At 68.4% G+C, this 17,182-nt stretch carries 16 protein-coding genes; 8 read left to right on the forward strand and 8 right to left on the reverse strand.

Annotated elements, in window-relative coordinates; translation table 11 throughout:
- Positions 1-131: 131 nt before the first annotated feature.
- Both AB6A69_RS06510 and ssb read right to left on the reverse strand, forming a co-directional pair.
- Positions 132-1,214: a site-2 protease family protein gene (locus AB6A69_RS06510; RefSeq protein ID WP_371060163.1), complete on the reverse strand. Its 1,083-nt coding sequence runs from the start codon at positions 1,212-1,214 to the stop codon at positions 132-134.
- Between the two features lie 58 nt (positions 1,215-1,272).
- Positions 1,273-1,761: a single-stranded DNA-binding protein gene (gene ssb / locus AB6A69_RS06515; protein ID WP_371038442.1), complete on the reverse strand. Its 489-nt coding sequence runs from the start codon at positions 1,759-1,761 to the stop codon at positions 1,273-1,275.
- A 222-nt stretch (positions 1,762-1,983) separates the two neighbouring features.
- Between ssb and AB6A69_RS06520 the strand changes: the two genes are divergently transcribed.
- Positions 1,984-2,577, forward strand: a complete 594-nt coding sequence (locus AB6A69_RS06520; protein WP_371060164.1) for a lytic transglycosylase domain-containing protein — start codon at positions 1,984-1,986, stop codon at positions 2,575-2,577.
- 49 nt (positions 2,578-2,626) lie between these two features.
- On the opposite strand, the gene AB6A69_RS06525 is transcribed toward AB6A69_RS06520, so the two are convergent.
- From AB6A69_RS06525 to miaA, 6 genes are all read right to left on the reverse strand, one after another.
- Positions 2,627-4,711, reverse strand: coding sequence for a dipeptide ABC transporter ATP-binding protein (locus AB6A69_RS06525; RefSeq protein WP_371060165.1), 2,085 nt, complete (start codon positions 4,709-4,711; stop codon positions 2,627-2,629).
- A 111-nt stretch (positions 4,712-4,822) separates the two neighbouring features.
- Positions 4,823-6,292, reverse strand: a complete 1,470-nt coding sequence (locus AB6A69_RS06530) for an ABC transporter permease (RefSeq protein ID WP_371060166.1) — start codon at positions 6,290-6,292, stop codon at positions 4,823-4,825.
- Between the two features lie 16 nt (positions 6,293-6,308).
- Positions 6,309-7,373: an ABC transporter permease gene (locus AB6A69_RS06535; RefSeq protein WP_371038438.1), complete on the reverse strand. Its 1,065-nt coding sequence runs from the start codon at positions 7,371-7,373 to the stop codon at positions 6,309-6,311.
- Positions 7,374-7,504: 131 nt separating this feature from the next.
- On the reverse strand, positions 7,505-9,172 hold the full coding sequence (locus tag AB6A69_RS06540) for an ABC transporter substrate-binding protein (RefSeq protein ID WP_371060167.1): 1,668 nt from the start codon (positions 9,170-9,172) through the stop codon (positions 7,505-7,507).
- Positions 9,173-9,404: 232 nt separating this feature from the next.
- Entirely contained in the window at positions 9,405-10,271 is an 867-nt protein-coding gene (locus AB6A69_RS06545; RefSeq protein ID WP_371038436.1) for a helix-turn-helix domain-containing protein, read from the reverse strand.
- A 96-nt stretch (positions 10,272-10,367) separates the two neighbouring features.
- Positions 10,368-11,252 carry a tRNA (adenosine(37)-N6)-dimethylallyltransferase MiaA gene (gene miaA, locus AB6A69_RS06550; protein ID WP_371060357.1) on the reverse strand — a complete coding sequence of 295 codons (885 nt, stop codon included), beginning with the start codon at positions 11,250-11,252 and terminating at the stop codon, positions 10,368-10,370.
- 117 nt (positions 11,253-11,369) lie between these two features.
- Here miaA and pyrH point away from each other — a divergent pair, with 117 nt between their 5' ends.
- From pyrH to AB6A69_RS06585, 7 genes are all read left to right on the forward strand, one after another.
- A complete protein-coding gene (gene pyrH / locus AB6A69_RS06555; RefSeq protein WP_371038434.1) occupies positions 11,370-12,098 on the forward strand; it encodes a UMP kinase in 729 nt (242 codons plus the stop codon).
- Positions 12,099-12,211: 113 nt separating this feature from the next.
- Positions 12,212-12,778, forward strand: a complete 567-nt coding sequence (gene frr / locus AB6A69_RS06560) for a ribosome recycling factor (RefSeq protein WP_371038433.1) — start codon at positions 12,212-12,214, stop codon at positions 12,776-12,778.
- Between the two features lie 13 nt (positions 12,779-12,791).
- Positions 12,792-13,526 carry a polyprenyl diphosphate synthase gene (uppS, locus tag AB6A69_RS06565; protein WP_371060168.1) on the forward strand — a complete coding sequence of 245 codons (735 nt, stop codon included), beginning with the start codon at positions 12,792-12,794 and terminating at the stop codon, positions 13,524-13,526.
- On the forward strand, positions 13,523-14,317 hold the full coding sequence (locus AB6A69_RS06570; protein ID WP_371060169.1) for a phosphatidate cytidylyltransferase: 795 nt from the start codon (positions 13,523-13,525) through the stop codon (positions 14,315-14,317). The genes uppS and AB6A69_RS06570 overlap by 4 nt, the downstream gene beginning before the upstream one ends.
- A complete protein-coding gene (gene dxr, locus AB6A69_RS06575; RefSeq protein WP_371060170.1) occupies positions 14,317-15,489 on the forward strand; it encodes a 1-deoxy-D-xylulose-5-phosphate reductoisomerase in 1,173 nt (390 codons plus the stop codon). The genes AB6A69_RS06570 and dxr overlap by 1 nt, the downstream gene beginning before the upstream one ends.
- A gap of 10 nt (positions 15,490-15,499) precedes the next feature.
- Entirely contained in the window at positions 15,500-16,843 is a 1,344-nt protein-coding gene (gene rseP / locus AB6A69_RS06580) for an RIP metalloprotease RseP (protein WP_371060171.1), read from the forward strand.
- Between the two features lie 108 nt (positions 16,844-16,951).
- On the forward strand, positions 16,952-17,077 hold the full coding sequence (locus tag AB6A69_RS06585) for a hypothetical protein (RefSeq protein ID WP_371060172.1): 126 nt from the start codon (positions 16,952-16,954) through the stop codon (positions 17,075-17,077).
- The last annotated feature ends 105 nt before the right edge of the window (positions 17,078-17,182 follow it).

Below are 17,182 nucleotides of genomic sequence, written 5' to 3' on the forward strand. Positions count from 1 at the left end.
TCGGTGAGCCCCGGATCGGCGAGCACGTCCTCGATCGAGACGACGGGAGGCGGGAAGTCGGTCATGGCGGGGTCTCCTCAGCGCGTTCCGCCGCCGACTGTCCCCTGCCCGTGCGACATGCGCGTGACGCCTCAGGAACCGCGCCGCCCGTTCAACATCATCAGCTCGCCCACGTTCTCGCGCGTGATGTAGCCCACGAACTCGCCCGTGCGGCGCGTGACCGCCACGGCGGGCGCGTTCTGGCGGTACATCGCGTCGAAGACGCCCTCCAGCCCCTCGCCAAGGCCCACCTTCGGGATCTCGGTCTCCATCACCTCGTGCACGGGGCGCGTGGTCCGGCCCTCGGCCGTCTCGGCGAAGATGGCGTTCCGGGTGAGCAGCCCGACGAACTGCCCGTCCGCGTCCAGAACCGGGAATTCGTGCTGGGTGGTACGGATCAGCGCCGCGCCCGCCGCCGACACCGTGTCGTCGGGCGAGAGCGCGTCGAAGGTGGTGATCATCGCCTCCCGCGCCATCATCCGGCGCGAAAGGTCGCGCATCGCCACGTCGTTGCTTTCCGCGCCCGCGGCGATGAAGACGAAGAAGGCGATCAGCAGCAGGATCGGGTTGCCGGAGGTCAGACCCAGAAGCCCGAGCGCGAAGGCCAGGACCTGTCCGCCGGTCGCGGCGACCCGCGTGGCGCGCACGCGGTCCATGAAGATGCTGAGCGTCGCGCGGAAGACCCGGCCCCCGTCCATCGGGAAGGCGGGCAGCAGGTTGAAAACCGCGATGAACAGGTTCACGAGGGCGAGCCGGCCCAGGAACCCCTCGGTCGTGTGCTCGATCTGGGCGAGCTTCTCCAGATCGGTCTCGGCGCCCAGGACGACCACGAGGATCGCCCAGATCGCCACGTTGACCGCGGGACCGGCGAGGGCCACGAGGATCTCCTGGCCGGGTTTTTCGGGCATGGACTCCAGCCGGGCGAGCCCGCCGATGGGCAGCAGCGTGATGTCGGGCGTGCGGATGCCGTAGCGCCGCGCGGTGAGCGCGTGGCCGAACTCATGCGCCACGACACAGGCGAAGAGCGCCGCCACGAAGAGGATGTTTTCCAGCGCGGCGGGCCAGCCGCCGTCGGAGAAGGCCACCCAGCCCACCCAGAGAAGGAGCAGGAAGAAGGTGGCGTGCACGCGAAGCTCGGAGCCGAAAAGCCGGCCGATTGGGAAAGACCAGGTCATGTGATGTATCTAGGGGGTCGGGTGTGTCGTCCCAAGGCCCGGTGTCCGGCGCGGCGGCTCAGAACGGGATCTCGTCGTCGAAATCGCGGCTCGATCCTCCCGCGGGCGCGGGTTCCGGCGCGCCTCGGTCGCCGCCATACCCCCCGCCGTAGCCGCCGCCGTAATCGCCGCCACCACCGCCGCCTCCGCTGCCCTCGCGACCGTCGAGAAAGGTCATCTCGCCCTGGTAGGGACGCAGCACGACCTCCGTGGTGTAGCGATCCTGCCCGGACTGGTCCTGCCACTTGCGGGTTTCGAGCTTGCCCTCGAGATAGACCTTGGAGCCCTTGCGGAGATATTGCTCGGCCAGGCGCACCAGCGCCTCGTTGAAGATGGCGACGTTGTGCCACTCCGTGCGTTCGCGGCGCTCGCCGGTGTTGCGGTCCTTCCACGTCTCGGAGGTAGCGACGCGGAGATTGCAGACCTTGCCGCCGTTCTGGAACGACCGCACCTCCGGGTCGCGGCCGAGATTGCCGATCAGGATCACCTTGTTCACCGAGCCTGCCATGTCCGCCTCCGTCGCTTGCGTGCCTCGCGCAGGTTACATCACCCGGCGGGGCTGAAGAAAAGGTAAAACTTGAAACGACCCGCGCCAGTCCCCTGCCCGGGGCCGGGAAGACCGCGCTGTTGCCGGCAGGGCGCATCCGTCGTAGCCTTTCGACGGCAACGGGGCGCCGAGATCCTTCGGATATGATATCGTCTTTCTGTCCGGGAAAAGGGAGGACACGCGATGAGACGGGCAGGGAACCTTTGCGTCGCCGCGATCGTTGCGTCGCTGCCGACCCTCGCGGTGGCAGATGTGCTGTCGTCCAAGAGCCGGGCGCACATCTTCTCGTCGCAGACGAAGCTGCTCGATACGCGGCTTGCAAGGCAATACAACGACTCCGTGCGCCTCCAGCCGCCGCGCGCAAAGGTGCCCACGAAGTGGGACGAGGCGGCGCCGCGTTTCGAAGGGCGCTATGACGGTCCCTATCTTGCCGTCGCACGGCAGGCCGCGCGCCGGCACGGGGTGCCCGAGGATCTGTTCCTGCGCCTGGTGCAGCAGGAATCGGGCTGGAACCCGCGGGCCGTCTCGCACAAGGGCGCGATCGGCCTCGCGCAGCTCATGCCCGGTACCGCGCGACTTCTGGGCGTCGACCCGGCGGACCCGCACGAGAACCTCGACGGTGGCGCGCGCTATCTCGTCGAACAGTACCGCGCGTTCGGCGACTGGCGTCTCGCGCTCGCGGCCTACAATGCCGGCCCCGGCGCAGTGAAACGCCACGGAGACGTCCCCCCTTTCGTCGAAACGCAGACCTACGTCCGGGCGATCCTGGGACGCTGAGCGCCCCTGAGGCAGCGCCGGGCCGAGGGGCCCGGTCGCCGTCTCGCGCTCACTCCGCCGCGATGGTGATGACCGGCTCCATCTGGCGGAATTCCTCTTCCGGCAGATGGCATTTCACCTGGTGGCCCGAGGCCAGCTGGATCATCGGCGGCACCTCGGTCTCGCACTTGTTCCCCGGCACCTTGGATTTCCAGCGGCACCGGGTCTGGAACGGGCATCCGGGCGGCGGGTTCATCGCCGAAGGGATCTCGCCCTCGAGCACGATGCTCTTCTTCTCGACATGGGTGTCGGCGATGGGCACGGCCGACAGAAGCGCCTCGGTGTAGGGGTGGTAGGGCGGGGCGAACACCTGCTCGGTGTCGCCGATCTCGACGACATGGCCGAGATACATCACCATCACCCGGTCCGCGAGATAGCGCACCAGCGACAGGTCATGCGCGATCACGATGAGCGTCGTCTTGTGCTCGTTCTGGATCTCCATCAGCAGATCGGTGACCGCGGCCTGCACGCTCACGTCGAGCGCCGACACCGGCTCGTCCGCGACCACGATGCGCGCATCGCCGGCGAAAGCGCGCGCGATGCCGACGCGCTGCTTCTGCCCGCCGGAGAGCTGGCGCGGCATCCGGTCGGCGAATTCCCGCGGCAGTTTAACGAGGTCGAGCAGCCTGAGCATCCGCTCGCGCCGGTCCTTCTCGGAGCTGCCGATCTTGAAGATCTCCAGCGCCCGGATGAGCTGCCGCCCGACGGTCATGGAGGGGTTCAGCGTGTCGAACGGGTTCTGGAACACCATCTGCACGTCGGCGATGGTCTTGGTGTCGCGCTGCTCGATGGGCGTCTGTTCGATGTTGCGGTTGTCGAGCAGGATCTGCCCGTCGGTCGCGGTCTCGAGCCCCATGAGCACCTTGGCGAAGGTCGACTTGCCGCAGCCCGACTCTCCCACGATCGCGAGGGTTTCGGATTCCCGTGCCTCGAAGGACAGCGTCTCGTTGGCCTTGACGACGCGTTTCTCGCCGCCCCCGAAAAGCGCGCTGGCCGCGACCTCGTAGTATTTCTTCAGGTTCTCCATCTTGAGCACGACGGGCCCGATCTCGGCGCGGCCCTTGTGCGCCTCGGCCTGCATCGGGGCGTCCCAGTCGATGTCCTTCCAGCGCAGGCAACGCGTCTCGTGGGTGCCTTCCTTGTCCACGTCCTCCATGTAGATGTGGCCCTGGTCGCAGACGCCCTCCTCGAAGTAGTCGCAGCGCGGACCGAAGTTGCAGCCCCTGGGACGCTCGTGGGGCAGGGGGAAGTTGCCCGGAATGGCCTTGAGCGGACGTTCGGTCTTGTTCGCGCCGGGCAGCGGGATCGTGCGGAAGAGCGCCTGGGTGTAGGGGTGGCGCATCTTGTTGAAGACGGTGTCGATGTCGCCACGCTCCACCGCCTCGCCGGAATACATCACGCAGATCCGGTCGCAGGTCTCGAGCACGAGCCCCAGATTGTGGGAGATGAAGAGCATCGAGGTGCCGTACTTGCGCCCGAGATCCTTCACCAGCTCGACGACCGCGGCCTCCACCGTCACGTCGAGCGCGGTGGTGGGCTCGTCCAGGATCAGCAGAGAGGGGTTCGCCATGAGCGCCATGGCGATGACGATGCGCTGCTGCTGCCCGCCCGAAAGCTGGTGCGGATAGCTTTTCAGGATGCGCTCGGGGTCGGGAAGCTTGACGTCGCTGACCACCTCCAGCGCCCTCTGGTAGGCCTCCTTCTCGGAGACGCCCTCGTGGATCATCGGCACTTCCATGAGCTGCTTGCCCACCCGCATCGCCGGGTTGAGCGAGGCCATTGGCTCCTGGTAGATCATCGCGATCTCGGAGCCGCGGATCTTGCGCAGATCGTCGGCGGACATCTCGCCCATGTCCCGGCCCTTGAACTTGATGGTGCCGCCCACGATCTTGCCGTTGACGCCGAGGTCCTGCATCACCCCCAGCGCCACGGTGGACTTGCCGCAGCCCGACTCGCCCACCAGGCCGACCGCTTCGCCCGGCTGGACCATCACGGAGAAATCCATGACCGCCGGGATCTCGCGCAGCCGCGTGAAGAACGAGATCGAAAGCTTGTCGATCTCGAGGATCGGACCGTCATAGTCCCGTTTCGCCATGTCTTCCTCCCCGTTCGGAGCTGGTCTTGTTTTTCAAGGGACACCCGGGGGCGCCGCCCCCGGACCCCCGGAGTATTTTCAACCAAGAAGAAGCAGGGGCTTCTTCTGGGCCTAGTCGCGCAGCGACTCCTCCCGCAAACCGTCGGCGAGCAGGTTGAGGCCCAGCACGAGGCTCAGGAGCGACAGCGCCGGCGGCAGGGCCGGGTGGAGGTAGATCGACAGGAGCTTGCGCCCCTCGTTGATCGTCGAGCCCCAGTCGGGAGATTCCGGCGGCAGGCCGAGGCCGAAGAACCCGAGCGTGCCCAGCAGGATGGTGGTGTATCCGATGCGCAGGCAGAAATCGACGATCAGCGGCCCGCGTGCGTTGGGCAGGATCTCCCACAGCATGATGTACCACTTGCCCTCGCCGCGGGTCTGCGCCGCCGCCACGTAGTCGCGCGTCTTGATGTCCAGCACGAGCCCGCGGACGATGCGGAAGACGGTGGGCGAGTTCACGAACATCACCGCGACGAAGACCACGAGGATGCCGCCGGGGATGTCGAAAAGGTCGAACCAGGAGAGCGAGGCGGGCAGGAAGTCGATCTTCGTGTCCTGCTGATGGACGAGGGACAGGTAGAGCCAGCCCAGCAGGACCAGCACGACCGCCAGCACCGGCGTGCGCACGCCCGGTCGCGTGTAGAAGCGGGAATTGATCATCACGGCCACGAAGAGGATCGGGAAGAGGAAGAGGACCGCGGCCATGAAGACGGGGATGCCCGTTTCCACGATCTCGGGCGTCACCAGGAGGTAGAAGAGCAGGATCACCGGGAAGGCGAGGATCAGGTTGGCGAGGAAGGACAGGAAGGTGTCCAGCCGGCCGCCGTAGTAGCCCGCGGGCAGCCCCAGCGTGATCCCCACCATGAAGGCGAAGAGCGTGGCGAAGGGCGCGATCTTCATCACCTCCCACGCGCCCTTGATCATGCGCGAGAACACGTCCCGCGCGAGGTTGTCGCCGCCCAGCAGGTAGTAGGGGTAGAGCCCGCTCTCGGCCGCGCCCGGCACCGGCGAGCCGGGCGGCTCGTTCTTCATACCCGAGACCTGCTGAAGTTCGCCATGGGTCACGATCATGTCGAACGGGCCGCCGAAGATGGCCGCGAAGACCCAGAACATGACGATGCCGAAGCCGATCATCCCGATCATGCTGTCGAAGAGCTTGCCGTAAAGCCCCAGCCGGCGCTTGTAGGTGATCGACAGCGCGAAGGTCAGGACGAGCGCGATCCAGACCGGGGTCAGGCGGCCCGCCATCGCGCCGATGATCCCCACCGTCTCCAGGTTCCCGATGACCATGCCCGCCACCACATAGGCGGCGCAGCAGGCCAGGAAGAGCAGGATCGCGAATTTCATCGCCATGAGCGTGTAGTCGAGCGGCGCGCGGCTGAGCATCACCGCCTCGCCGTTCTCGTAGGCGATCTCGCCCGACTTCGCGCCCACGAGCGACAGGGCCCAGTTGCCCAGGAGGGCCAGCGCGAAGACCGCGACGGCGGCCATCATGGTCGGGGTGAGGACGGAGCCGAGATCGCCGGTCCAGGTAAGCGGTTCCATGTTCCTGCCCTCCCTCTCAGGCGACGCTGATGCGCGGGTTGAGATAGACGTAGCCGATGTCGGAAATGAGCTGGGTGACCAGCACCACAACCACCGACACAACCGAGACCGCGAGCAGCAGCTCGATGTCGTTGTTGCCCGCCGCCTGCACCAGCGTCCAGCCGAAGCCCTTGTAGTTGAAGAGCGTCTCGACGATCACGACGCCGTTCAGCAGCCACGGGAACTGAAGCATGATGACGGTGAAGGGCGCGATGAGCGCGTTCCGGAGCGCGTGGCGCAACACGATGTTGGGAAAGGACACGCCCTTCAGCCGCGCGGTGCGGATGTACTGCGCCGTCATCACCTCGGCCATGGAAGCGCGCGTCATCCGCGCGATGTACCCCATCCCGTAAAGCGCGATGGTCAGCACCGGCAGGAAGAAGTTCTCGAAATTCGGGTTCTCCATCGCGGAGGTGGCGGTGCCCTTGAACCATCTGAGCCCGACGGCGGAGGAGGCGAAGACCGCGATCAGGATCACGCCCGAGACGTATTCCGGGGTGGCCGTCGTGGTGATCGCGACCGTCGAGAGCGTGCGGTCGGTGCGCGAGCCCTCGCGCATCCCGGCCAGAACGCCCAGAACGAGCGCCGAGGGCACCATCAGGATCATCGTCCACAGCATCAGCCGGCCGGTCAGCCCCAGCCGCTCGCCGATGATGCCAGCGACGGGCTGGCGGAACACGGTGGAATAGCCCCAGTCGCCCTGCAGCACGCCGCAGAAGCGCGGCGCCTCGGCCGCTTCCTCGGGCGTGACCGCGCCGTCGATGCACCGCCCGCGCACCACCGCCTCGCCGTTGCGGGTGTCGTCGCGCGTCCAGCCCGGCGCCACGCCGAGCCACTGGGCGTATTTCACCGGCACCGGCGCGAGATAGCCGCGGTTGTCGAGCCACTGCGTGACCTCGGCGTCGGTCATGCGCATGTTGCCCTGGGTTTTCGCGAGCTTCTCGAGGTTGGGGTAGAGGTTCGTCAGGAAGAAGACGATGAAGGTCAGGCACAGCGCCGTGAGGATCATCACCCACAGCCGCCTCAGGAAGAAAAGTCCCATCCAATCCCCTGTCGGTCGGACCTTCGCGAACCTTGTGCCGGTCCGTCTCGGTCAGTCTTGTTGAGCGCGGACGCGCCATGAAAGAGCGTGGCCGCGCCCCGTCGCCGGGGGCGCGGCCCGATGCGCCAGCCTCAGGCGGCGAGGCCCAGCTGGTAGGTGTGGATCTCGAAGGTCGGGTGCATCTCGGCCCCCACCACCCGGTCGGTGTAGTGCCGGTAGATCGAGCGCCAGTAAGGCTGGATGATCACGCCGTCGTCGCGCAGCATCTGCTCGACCTCCGCCATCACCTGCCGCCGCTGGTCGGCGTCGGCGATCGACATCGCCTCGGCCAGCTTGGCGTCGAAGTCGGGGTTCGCGTAGGCCGTTTCGTTCCACGCCTCGCCCGAGCGGTAGGCGAGCGCCAGAACCTGCACGCCGAGCGGGCGCATGTTCCAGTTCGTGGAGCTGAACGGGTACTGCGCCCAGTCGTTCCAGAAGGTCGAGCCCGGAAGCACCACGCGCGTGACGTTGATGCCGGCGTCGCGCAGCTGCGCGGCGACCGCGTCGGTGGTGTTCTTGCGCCAGTCGTCGTCGATGGAGATCAGTTCGTGTTCGAAATCGGCCATGCCGGCCTCTTCCATCAGGGCGCGCGCCTGCTCGGGATCGTGGGGCGCGGGACCGATATCGGCGTATTCGGGATGGATCGGGCAGACGTGGTGGTTCTCCGCCACGGTGCCGAGACCTGCATAGCCGAGCTCGAGGCAGACCGCATTGTCCACGGCGAGCGCGAGGGCGCGCCGCACGCGCGCGTCGGCGTAGGGCTTGATGTCCCCGACCATCGCCTCCTGGTTGGGACGGATCGTGATGGTGTTGGCCGTCACCGCCTCGGACTTGGTCCAGCCGATGGCGTCGAGGATGTCGATGAACTCGCCCACGGATTCGTACAGCATGTCCACTTCCTCGGACTCGGCCGCGGCCAGCCAGGAGGCCGGGTCGGTGCCGAAATCGATGAATTCGACGCGGTCCAGATAAGGGCCGCCGTAGACGTCGGTCCCCCACCAGCGGTGATCCTCGTTGCGCACCAGGACGGAGCGGATCCCCACCTCGTGGCTTTCGGGCAGGAAGGGGCCGGTGCCGATCGGCACATCGGTCGGGTTCTCGCCGTTGTAACTCGGGTGAACGACAGCCGCGGGATAGTCGGCGAAACCGGCGATGAGGGTGATGTCGGGCACGCTGGGGCGAAGGGTCAGCGTATGGGTGCCCGTCACCTCGATCGCACCCTCGCGGATCTGGCCGGTCTCGTCGTCGATGAGCGAGGCCACGCGCGCGGCCATCGAGTTCGCCTCGACCTCCTTGTCGCCCCAGCGGCGGATGTTGTGGGCCACGTCCTCGGCGGCGAAGGCGTCGCCGTTGTTCCAAGTCACGCCCTCGCGCACCTTGATCTGGTATTCGGTGGCGTCCTCGTTGATCTCCCAGCTTTCGAGGAGCATAGGGCGGAACGTGCCGTCGGCCTGGTACTCGACGAGGTAGTCGAGCCAGCCGCGGTAGACGTTGGCGATCTGCGACCAGTCCGCCGTGCGCGGATCCTTGAGCGCGCGCACCTCCATCTGGACGCGCAGCGTGCCGCCGTCCTGTGGCGTGGCCTGCGCGGCGGCCGGGCGGCCGAGCCCGCCGAGCGCATAGGCGCCCGCCGCCGTGACGCCGAGCGACGAGGCCCGCGCGAGGAATTCCCGCCGGCTGAGCTTGCCGGCCTTGAACTCCTCGGCGTACATGATCGCCGCGGGATGCACCGGTTTGCCGTTGATCGTCGGATGGGTCATGGAACTCTCCTGTCTGCGGTCTGGATAGACACTTTTGTTCATTCTTGGCGGCGTACGATCCGGGCACCTCCCGGCCGCGTTCGATCACGGCCTTCGATCCGCCGGATCGACCCCTTGACGAAGCATTGGGCACGAGCCGAGCGCCCGCGTCAACGCCTGCTTTCGGCAATTCGCTGCCGGAAAGCGACATCGATCTGGTCCAAACGCGACATAACGGGCCGCCGGCCTCGGGTCAACGCGCCCGGGCGGGATTTGCCTGCTGGGACGCGCGGCGCAGTGCGGTGGGCGTCTGCCCGGTGTGATGCTGGACGAAGCGCGTGAAGTAGGCCGCGCTGGAGAACCCGAGCGCCTGCGCGATCTCCTGCACGCTGGGCACGGGCTCGGCAAGCGCGCTTCTGGCGGCGTGGAGCGTGCGCTGGGTCAGCAGGTCCGCCGCGCTCAGCCCCGCGCACTCCTTGCATACGCGGGACAGGTGGGTGGGCGTGACGTCGAGCTGCGCGGCATAGTCGGCCATCACACGCTCGGAGCGGAAGCCCTGAACGAGGAGCCGGCAATAGCGCCGGACCAGCCGCTGCGCGGCCGTTTCGGGCGCGGGCGTCTCCTGCGCCGCGAGCTGGCGACGCAGCCAGACGGAGACGAGCGCGGCATGCGCGGAGAGCGCCTCGGCCGCGAAGGCGCGCCCGCCGGACTGTTCGCGCTGCATCGCCTCCAGCAGCGCGGTCAGCTCGCTCTGGGCGAAGGCGTCGCGGATGCGCAGATGCGACGGCGCGTCGGGCAGCGCCGCATCCGCGCGCGGCGTCATCGCGACCGCCTGTCCGAAGCCCTGGGCGCCGATCTCGAAGGAAAAAAGCGTGCCTGCCGGCAGGAAGATCGCGTTGTGCACCGAAACGCCCCGGCGCAGGCCGTCCACCGTCACGCGGCCCTGGCCCTTCGTCGTCCAGAGCAACAGGTGCTCGGGCCGGTCATGCATCAGTCCGAGCTGCCAGCCCCCGCGGGGCGCGAGCTGCGCGATCGTCATGCAGCGGGGCGACGCGGGCGGCGCGGCGGGCGTCATCGGCTGGGCGAAACTCGTCGGGCGCGGAGCGTTCGAAGGGGTCAAGCGGGGCGGTCCTTCTCGAGGGCGATTTCGGGCAGCCGGCGAGCCCGGTGGTATCCGCATCCGGCGCGGGGATGCAAACCCCGCGCTCCGGCCGCCTCAGGCGTCAGCGGATTCGGGCCGGTGTCGCGTCCAGCCCCGCATGCGCGCGCGGAACCAGGTCCGCTGGCGCTTCGCGAAGCGCCGCGTGGCCACGGTGGCCGCCGCGCGCGCCGCGTCGAGCGACATCTCGCCCCTGAGGTGGGCGACGAGTTCGGCCGCGCCGATGGCTTTCGCCGCCGGCAGGTCCGGCGACCACACCGGCAGAAGCGCGCGCGCCTCCTCGAGCGCGCCTCCTTCGAGCATCGCGTCGAAGCGCGCCTCGATCCGGGGCGTGAGCCAGGCCTTGGGCGCATCGACGAGGATCGGCACCGTGCGCGACAGCGCAAGCCGCGGCGGCGGGGTGTCGTCCTGCCAGTCGGCAAGGCCGCGCCCCGTCGCCCGCAGCACCTCCCACGCCCGCGTGACGCGGCGCGGGTTCGCGGTGTCGATCCGGGCCGCCGTCGCGGCGTCGAGTTCGGCCAGAAGCGCGCCGAGCCCCCCCTCGGCAAGGCGGGCTGCCGCCTCCTGACGCAGCTCGGGCGGCACCTCGGGGATCTCCGCCAGCCCCTCGGTCAGCGCCGAGAAATAGAGCCCGGTGCCGCCCACCACGATCGGCCGGTCGGGGCCGGCGAGGATCGGTTCGAGGTCGCGCAGCCACTGGCCCACCGAGTAATCGGACCCCGGCGGCAGGAAGCCGTAGAGCGCGTGCGGCACCTCCGCCTCCTCCGCCGTCGAGGGCCGCGCGGTCAGCACGCGCCAGCTGCGATGGACCTGGATCGCATCGGCGTTCACGATCACGCCGCCCTGCCGGCGCGCGATCTCAAGCGCCAGCGTCGACTTGCCCGACGCGGTAGGCCCGGCGATGAGCACAGGCAGATCGGCGGGAATATCCTTCAGTTCCAGTGTCCTGCCGCCTCTTTTTCAGGTTCGCCTCCGGCCGCGCGCAGGGCGCATTGAACCCGGCCGCGATTTCCGACATTTTGCGCCCGACCCTATGCCACCAGCCGGAGCGCGCGCAACATGGCCCCATCCCCCGTCCGACCCAGTTTCCAGCGCGTCATGCTCAAGATCTCCGGCGAGGCGCTGATGGGCCCGCAAGCCTACGGTCTGCACCCGCCCACGGTCGAGCGCGTCGCGCGCGAGGTGCAGTCGGTCCACGAGATGGGCGTGGAAATATGCATGGTGATCGGGGGCGGCAACATCTTCCGCGGGCTGCAGGGATCGGCCCAGGGGATGGAGCGCACGACGGCGGACTACATGGGCATGCTCGCCACCGTGATGAACGCGCTCGCCATGCAGTCGGCGCTGGAGACGCTGGGCGTCTTCACGCGGGTGATCAGCGCGATCCGGATGGACGAGATCTGCGAGCCCTACATCCGCCGGCGCGCGGTGCGCCACCTCGAGAAGAAGCGCGTGTGCATCTTCGCCGCGGGCACCGGCAACCCCTATTTCACCACCGACACCGCGGCCACGCTGCGCGCCAACGAGATGGCCTGCGAGGCGATCTTCAAGGGCACCAAGGTCGATGGCGTCTATGACAGCGACCCGCTCACCAACCCCGGGGCCCGGCGCTTCGACCGCATCACCTACGACCAGGTGCTGTCCGACCATCTCAAGGTGATGGACGCCTCGGCCATCGCGCTGGCCCGCGACAACAATCTTCCGATCATCGTCTTTTCGCTCGACGAGCCGGGCGGCTTCCGCGGGGTGCTCGCGGGCGAGGGGACCCACACCCTCGTCACCGACTGACGCGGGCGCGCGCAAGCGGCGGCGGCGCAACTTTTCGCGCCGACGCCTATACAAAACGGCGCGTGGCGGAGTATACGCGTCGAGCATCAGCTTCCAGCGAAGAAGAAGAGCACATGTCCGAAGAAGACCTAGAGATCGACATCGCGGACCTCGAACGCCGCATGGAGGGCGCGATGTCCTCGCTCCGCACCGAATTCGCGAGCCTGCGCACCGGGCGCGCCTCGGCCTCGATGCTGGAGCCCGTGATGGTCGAGGCCTACGGCCAGAAGACGCCGATCAACCAGGTCGGCACGGTCAACGTGCCGGAATCGCGCATGATCACCGTCAACGTCTGGGACAAGTCGCTTGTCGGCAAGGTGGAGAAGGCGATCCGCGAATCCGGCCTCGGCATCAATCCGCAGCTCAACGGCACGATCATCATGCTGCCGATCCCCGAACTCAACGAAGAGCGTCGGCGCGAACTGGGCAAGGTGGCCGCGCAGTATGCCGAGCACGCGCGCGTCTCGATCCGCAACATCCGCCGCGACGGCATGGACCAGATCAAGAAGGCCAAGGCGCAGGGCATGCCCGAGGACGACCAGAAGCTCTGGGAGGACGAGGTGCAGGGCCTCACCGATCGCTACACCAAGGCCGTGGACGAGGCGCTCGAGAGCAAGCAGTCCGAGATCATGCAGGTCTGAGAGAAGAGGGCGCATGGCCGAGGACGCCGCAGACAGCGCCCTGATGCCGGGCCCGCACCACGTCGCCATCATCATGGACGGCAACGGCCGGTGGGCGACCATGCGCGGGCGCCCGCGCCTTTACGGGCACCACGCCGGTGCCCGCCGGGTGCGCGAGATCGTCGAGTCCTGCCCGCGTTACGGGGTGAAATACCTGACGATTTTCGGGTTTTCCACGGAGAACTGGAAGCGGACCCAGATCGAGGTCTCGGGCCTGATGAACCTGTTTCGCGGCTACATCCGGCGCGAGGCGCGCGCGCTTCTGGCCAATGACGTGCGCGTGCGGTTCATCGGCGACCGGGTGCGGCTCGACGACAAGCTGGTCGAACTGATGGACGAGCTCGAGCTTCTGACCGCGGGCTGCACCGGGACCAACCTGACCATCGCGCTGAATTACGGCGGGCGCGACGAGGTGGCCCGCGCCACGCGGCGGCTGGCCGAGGACGTCGCGGCGGGACGGCTGAAACCCGCGGACGTCGACGAGGAGACGCTGCCGCGATACCTCGACACCTGCGTGCTGCCGGATCCCGACCTGGTGATCCGCACCTCGGGCGAGGCGCGCATCTCCAACTTCCTGCTGTGGCAATCGGCCTATTCCGAATACGAGTTCATCGACACGCTCTGGCCGGATTTCACTGCGGCGGAGTTCGGGCGGCTGATCCGCGCCTTCGCCGCGCGGGATCGCCGTTTCGGTGCGGTGCGGGCATGAGCGGCACCGCCGGTATCTGGGACGACCTGTCCGCCCGGATCGGCACCGCCGCCGCGCTGGCCGCAGCCGGCGCGGTCGCGCTCTGGGCGGGTGGCGTGCTTTTCACGCTTCTGGTCTCGGTTCTCGCGGGCGGCATGACCTGGGAGCTTGCGCGCATGCTGGCGCCCGGTCGGCCGGGCACCGCCTCGGCGCTTGGCGCGGCCGCGGCGCTCGCGCTTGCCGCGGCGGACACGGCGCTGCCGGGCTGGGCTACGGCGGCGCTGCTTCTCGCGCCGCCCGTCGCCATCCTTGCGCTTCTCGGCCCGCGTGGCCCGCTCGCGGCAGTGTTCACGCTGCTTTTCATGCTGGCCGGGGCGAGCCTGCTTCATCTGCGGGCCGACGGGGGCGCGAACGCGGTCTTCTGGCTCGTCGCTGTCGTCGTGGCGAGCGACGTGGCAGGCTATTTCGCCGGGCGGCGGCTTGGCGGGCCGAAGCTCTGGCCGCGGGTGAGCCCGAAGAAGACCTGGTCCGGCACGGTTGCCGGCTGGGCGGCCGCTGCGCTCGCGGGGCTGGCCTTCGCCGGGTCGACGGGCGCGGGGGCGGCGCTCGCCGCCGTCTCGGTCGCCGTCGCCGTCGCGGCGCAGGCCGGCGACATCGCCGAAAGCGCGCTGAAGCGCCATGTCGGCGTCAAGGACAGTTCCGCGCTCCTGCCGGGGCATGGCGGGCTCATGGACCGGTTCGACGCGATGATCGGCGCGGCGGTCATGGTCCTTGCCCTCAGGGCCCTGACGGCGCTTCCGGGGGGCTTGTGATGCGGCGGATCAGCGTTCTGGGCGCCACGGGCTCGATCGGGCAGAACACGCTCGATCTGGTAGCGCGCGCGCCCGGGGAATTCGATGTCGTGGCGCTTACCGGCGGGCGCAACGTCGCGCGGCTGGCCGAGGATGCGCGGCGGCTCGGGGCCGAGATCGCGGTGACGGCCCACGAGGATCTTCTGGAGGACCTGCGCGCCGCGCTTGCGGGCTCGGGCGTGGAGGCCGCCGCGGGGCAGGGCGCGCTGGTGGAGGCCGCGTCGCGGCCGGCGGACTGGGTGATGTCCGCCATCGTGGGCGCGGCGGGGCTTGCTCCCGGCCTTGCGGCGCTGGGGCAGGGCGCGACACTGGCGCTGGCCAACAAGGAAAGCATGGTTTGCGCCGGCCCGCTGGTGATGGCCACGGCGCAGCGCCACGGCGCGCGCGTCCTGCCGGTGGACAGCGAACACTCGGCAGTCTTCCAGGCGCTCGTGGGCGAGGACATGGCGGCGGTGGAGCGCGTCATCATCACCGCTTCGGGCGGCGCGTTCCGGGACTGGCCGCTCGAGCGGCTGGCCCACGCCACGCCTGCCGAAGCGGCGACGCATCCCAACTGGGACATGGGCCAGCGCATCACCATCGACAGCGCGTCGATGTTCAACAAGGCCCTAGAGGTCATTGAAACGAAGGAATTCTTCGGCATGCCGCCCGAGCGGATCGAGGTCGTGATCCACCCGGAATCGCTCATCCATGCGCTGGTGGGCTTCGCGGACGGGGCGCTCATGGCGCATGTCGGCCCGCCCGACATGCGCCACGCCATCGGCTATGCGCTCAACTGGCCCGAGCGGCGCGCGCTGCCGGTCGCGCGGCTGGACCTGGCCGCGATCGGGCAGATGACCTTCCGGGCGCCGGATCTTGCGCGCTACCCCGCGCTGCGTCTCGCGCGCGACGTGATGGCGGCGGGCGGCCTTTCGGGCGCAGCCTTCAACGCGGCCAAGGAATGCGCGCTCGACGGGTTCCTCGCGGGGCGGATCGGCTTCACCGGCATGGCGGGCGTCGTCGAAGAGGTTCTCGACAGGGTTTGTGCCCGTCTTGGTCACAATGACGCCGCGATGGACCTTGATAAGGTGCTCGCGGCAGACCATCTCGCCAGGCATGAGGCCGAGAGGGTCATGACGGAACGAGCGGCATAGGGGCTGATACGTGGATTTGATCTCTCTCGTCCCGCAATTCGGCGGGCTTCTCTGGACACTTCTGGCCTTCGTGGTGGCGCTTTCGGTGATCGTGGCGATCCATGAGTACGGCCACTACATCGTCGGCCGCTGGACCGGGATCGAGGCGGAGGTCTTCTCGCTGGGGTTCGGCCCCGTGCTTTTCACGCGCATGGACCGGCGCGGGACGCGCTGGCAGATCGCAGCCTTGCCGCTTGGCGGATACGTCAAGTTCAAGGGCGACGCCAACGCGGCGAGCGGCACCGATCCCGAGAAACTGTCCCGGATGAACGAGGAAGAGAAGCGCCACACGATGGCCGGCGCGCCGCTCTGGGCGCGCTCGCTCACCGTGGCGGCGGGGCCCGCGTTCAACTTCGCGCTCTCGATCCTCATCTTCACCGGCGTCTTCATGCTGCGCGGCGCGCCGATGGAGCCCCTCACGGTGGGCGAGATGCGCGAGCTTCCGGTGGCCGGCGCGCTGCAGGAGGGCGACGAGATCCTCGCGATCGCGGGCACGCCTCCGCCGGCCTTCGACACCCCCGAGGGGTTCCAGTCCTTCGCCGACAACGTGCCCCGCGAGGCGCTGATCGATTTCCGCGTGCGCCGCGACGGGTCGGACATGGTCGTGGAGGGGCCCTATCCCTATCCGCCCGTGGTCACGCAGGTGATACCGCGCTCGGCCGCCTTCGAGACCGGGTTGCGCGCCGGCGACGTCATCACCGCCGTCGAGGGTGAGCCGATCGTCGCCTTCGAAGAGCTCAGGGAGGTCGTCGAAAGTTCCGACGGCGCGGAACTTTCGCTGACCGTCTGGCGCGGCGGCGAGACCATGGAGATGACCCTTGCGCCCAAGCGCATGGACGAGCCGCAACCCGACGGCGGCTTCGTCACGCACTGGCGTATCGGAATCGTCGGCGGGCTGGCCTTCGAGCCGGCGACGGAAATCGTCGGCCCGGTGGAGGCCTTCACCTCGGGTGTCGCCCAGACCGCGACCATCATCCAGGGGTCGCTTTCCGGCCTGTGGCACATGATCACGGGGGCGATCTCGACCTGCAATCTCTCGGGGCCCGTGGGGATCGCCGAAACCTCGGGCGCCATGGCGGCCCAGGGCGCGACGAGCTTCATCTGGTTCATCGCGGTGCTGTCGACGGCGGTCGGGCTGCTCAACCTTTTCCCGATCCCGGTGCTGGATGGCGGTCACCTCGTCTTCTACGCCTACGAGGCCGTGGCCGGGCGTCCGCCGAGCGATCAGGCATTGCAGGTCCTGATGGGGGCCGGGTTGGTGCTGATCCTGGGGCTGATGGCGTTCGCGCTGACCAACGACATCTTCTGCCCCTGATCCCTGCGGTCGGGGCGGCCTGTTGAAAAGCCGCCCCGAAACGGTCCAACTCCTGCCAGATTTTCCTGATCTTCTGCGGAGGCTTGAAACCTTGCAAGGAGCGGACCCATGCACTTGCACACCATCGATACGCGCGGGCTTGGCCTGCTTCTCAGACTCAGCTGGGATCGCCTGCTGTTCCCGGCGGCGATTCTTCTCGGCCTGATGCTGGGGGCGTTTCTCGCAACTCTCTGACAGCTTTGGACGGCGTGTTCGATGCCCCGCGCCGGCGCGTTCCGACGCCGGGCGCGCCCTTGCGGCAACGCTTGCGCCGGGCTGTCACCGAAACAGGTTCCGCGC

It is taken from the genome of Rhodosalinus sp. 5P4, from assembly GCF_041365695.1.
GTDB lineage: Bacteria > Pseudomonadota > Alphaproteobacteria > Rhodobacterales > Rhodobacteraceae > Rhodosalinus.

Excerpts from the sequence above, each read along its gene's own strand:
- AB6A69_RS06520 (WP_371060164.1), top strand. The coding sequence starts at position 1,984 with ATGAGACGGGCAGGGAACCTTTGCGTCGCCGCGATCGTTGCGTCGCTG.
- pyrH (WP_371038434.1), top strand. The coding sequence starts at position 11,370 with ATGGCCCCATCCCCCGTCCGACCCAGTTTCCAGCGCGTCATGCTCAAG.
- AB6A69_RS06570 (WP_371060169.1), top strand. The coding sequence starts at position 13,523 with ATGAGCGGCACCGCCGGTATCTGGGACGACCTGTCCGCCCGGATCGGC.
- AB6A69_RS06530 (WP_371060166.1), bottom strand. The coding sequence starts at position 6,292 with ATGGAACCGCTTACCTGGACCGGCGATCTCGGCTCCGTCCTCACCCCG.
- frr (WP_371038433.1), top strand. The coding sequence starts at position 12,212 with ATGTCCGAAGAAGACCTAGAGATCGACATCGCGGACCTCGAACGCCGC.
- dxr (WP_371060170.1), top strand. The coding sequence starts at position 14,317 with ATGCGGCGGATCAGCGTTCTGGGCGCCACGGGCTCGATCGGGCAGAAC.
- AB6A69_RS06535 (WP_371038438.1), bottom strand. The coding sequence starts at position 7,373 with ATGGGACTTTTCTTCCTGAGGCGGCTGTGGGTGATGATCCTCACGGCG.
- AB6A69_RS06585 (WP_371060172.1), top strand. The coding sequence starts at position 16,952 with ATGCACTTGCACACCATCGATACGCGCGGGCTTGGCCTGCTTCTCAGA.
- AB6A69_RS06525 (WP_371060165.1), bottom strand. The coding sequence starts at position 4,711 with ATGGCGAAACGGGACTATGACGGTCCGATCCTCGAGATCGACAAGCTT.
- AB6A69_RS06510 (WP_371060163.1), bottom strand. The coding sequence starts at position 1,214 with ATGACCTGGTCTTTCCCAATCGGCCGGCTTTTCGGCTCCGAGCTTCGC.
- ssb (WP_371038442.1), bottom strand. The coding sequence starts at position 1,761 with ATGGCAGGCTCGGTGAACAAGGTGATCCTGATCGGCAATCTCGGCCGC.
- uppS (WP_371060168.1), top strand. The coding sequence starts at position 12,792 with ATGGCCGAGGACGCCGCAGACAGCGCCCTGATGCCGGGCCCGCACCAC.
- AB6A69_RS06540 (WP_371060167.1), bottom strand. The coding sequence starts at position 9,172 with ATGACCCATCCGACGATCAACGGCAAACCGGTGCATCCCGCGGCGATC.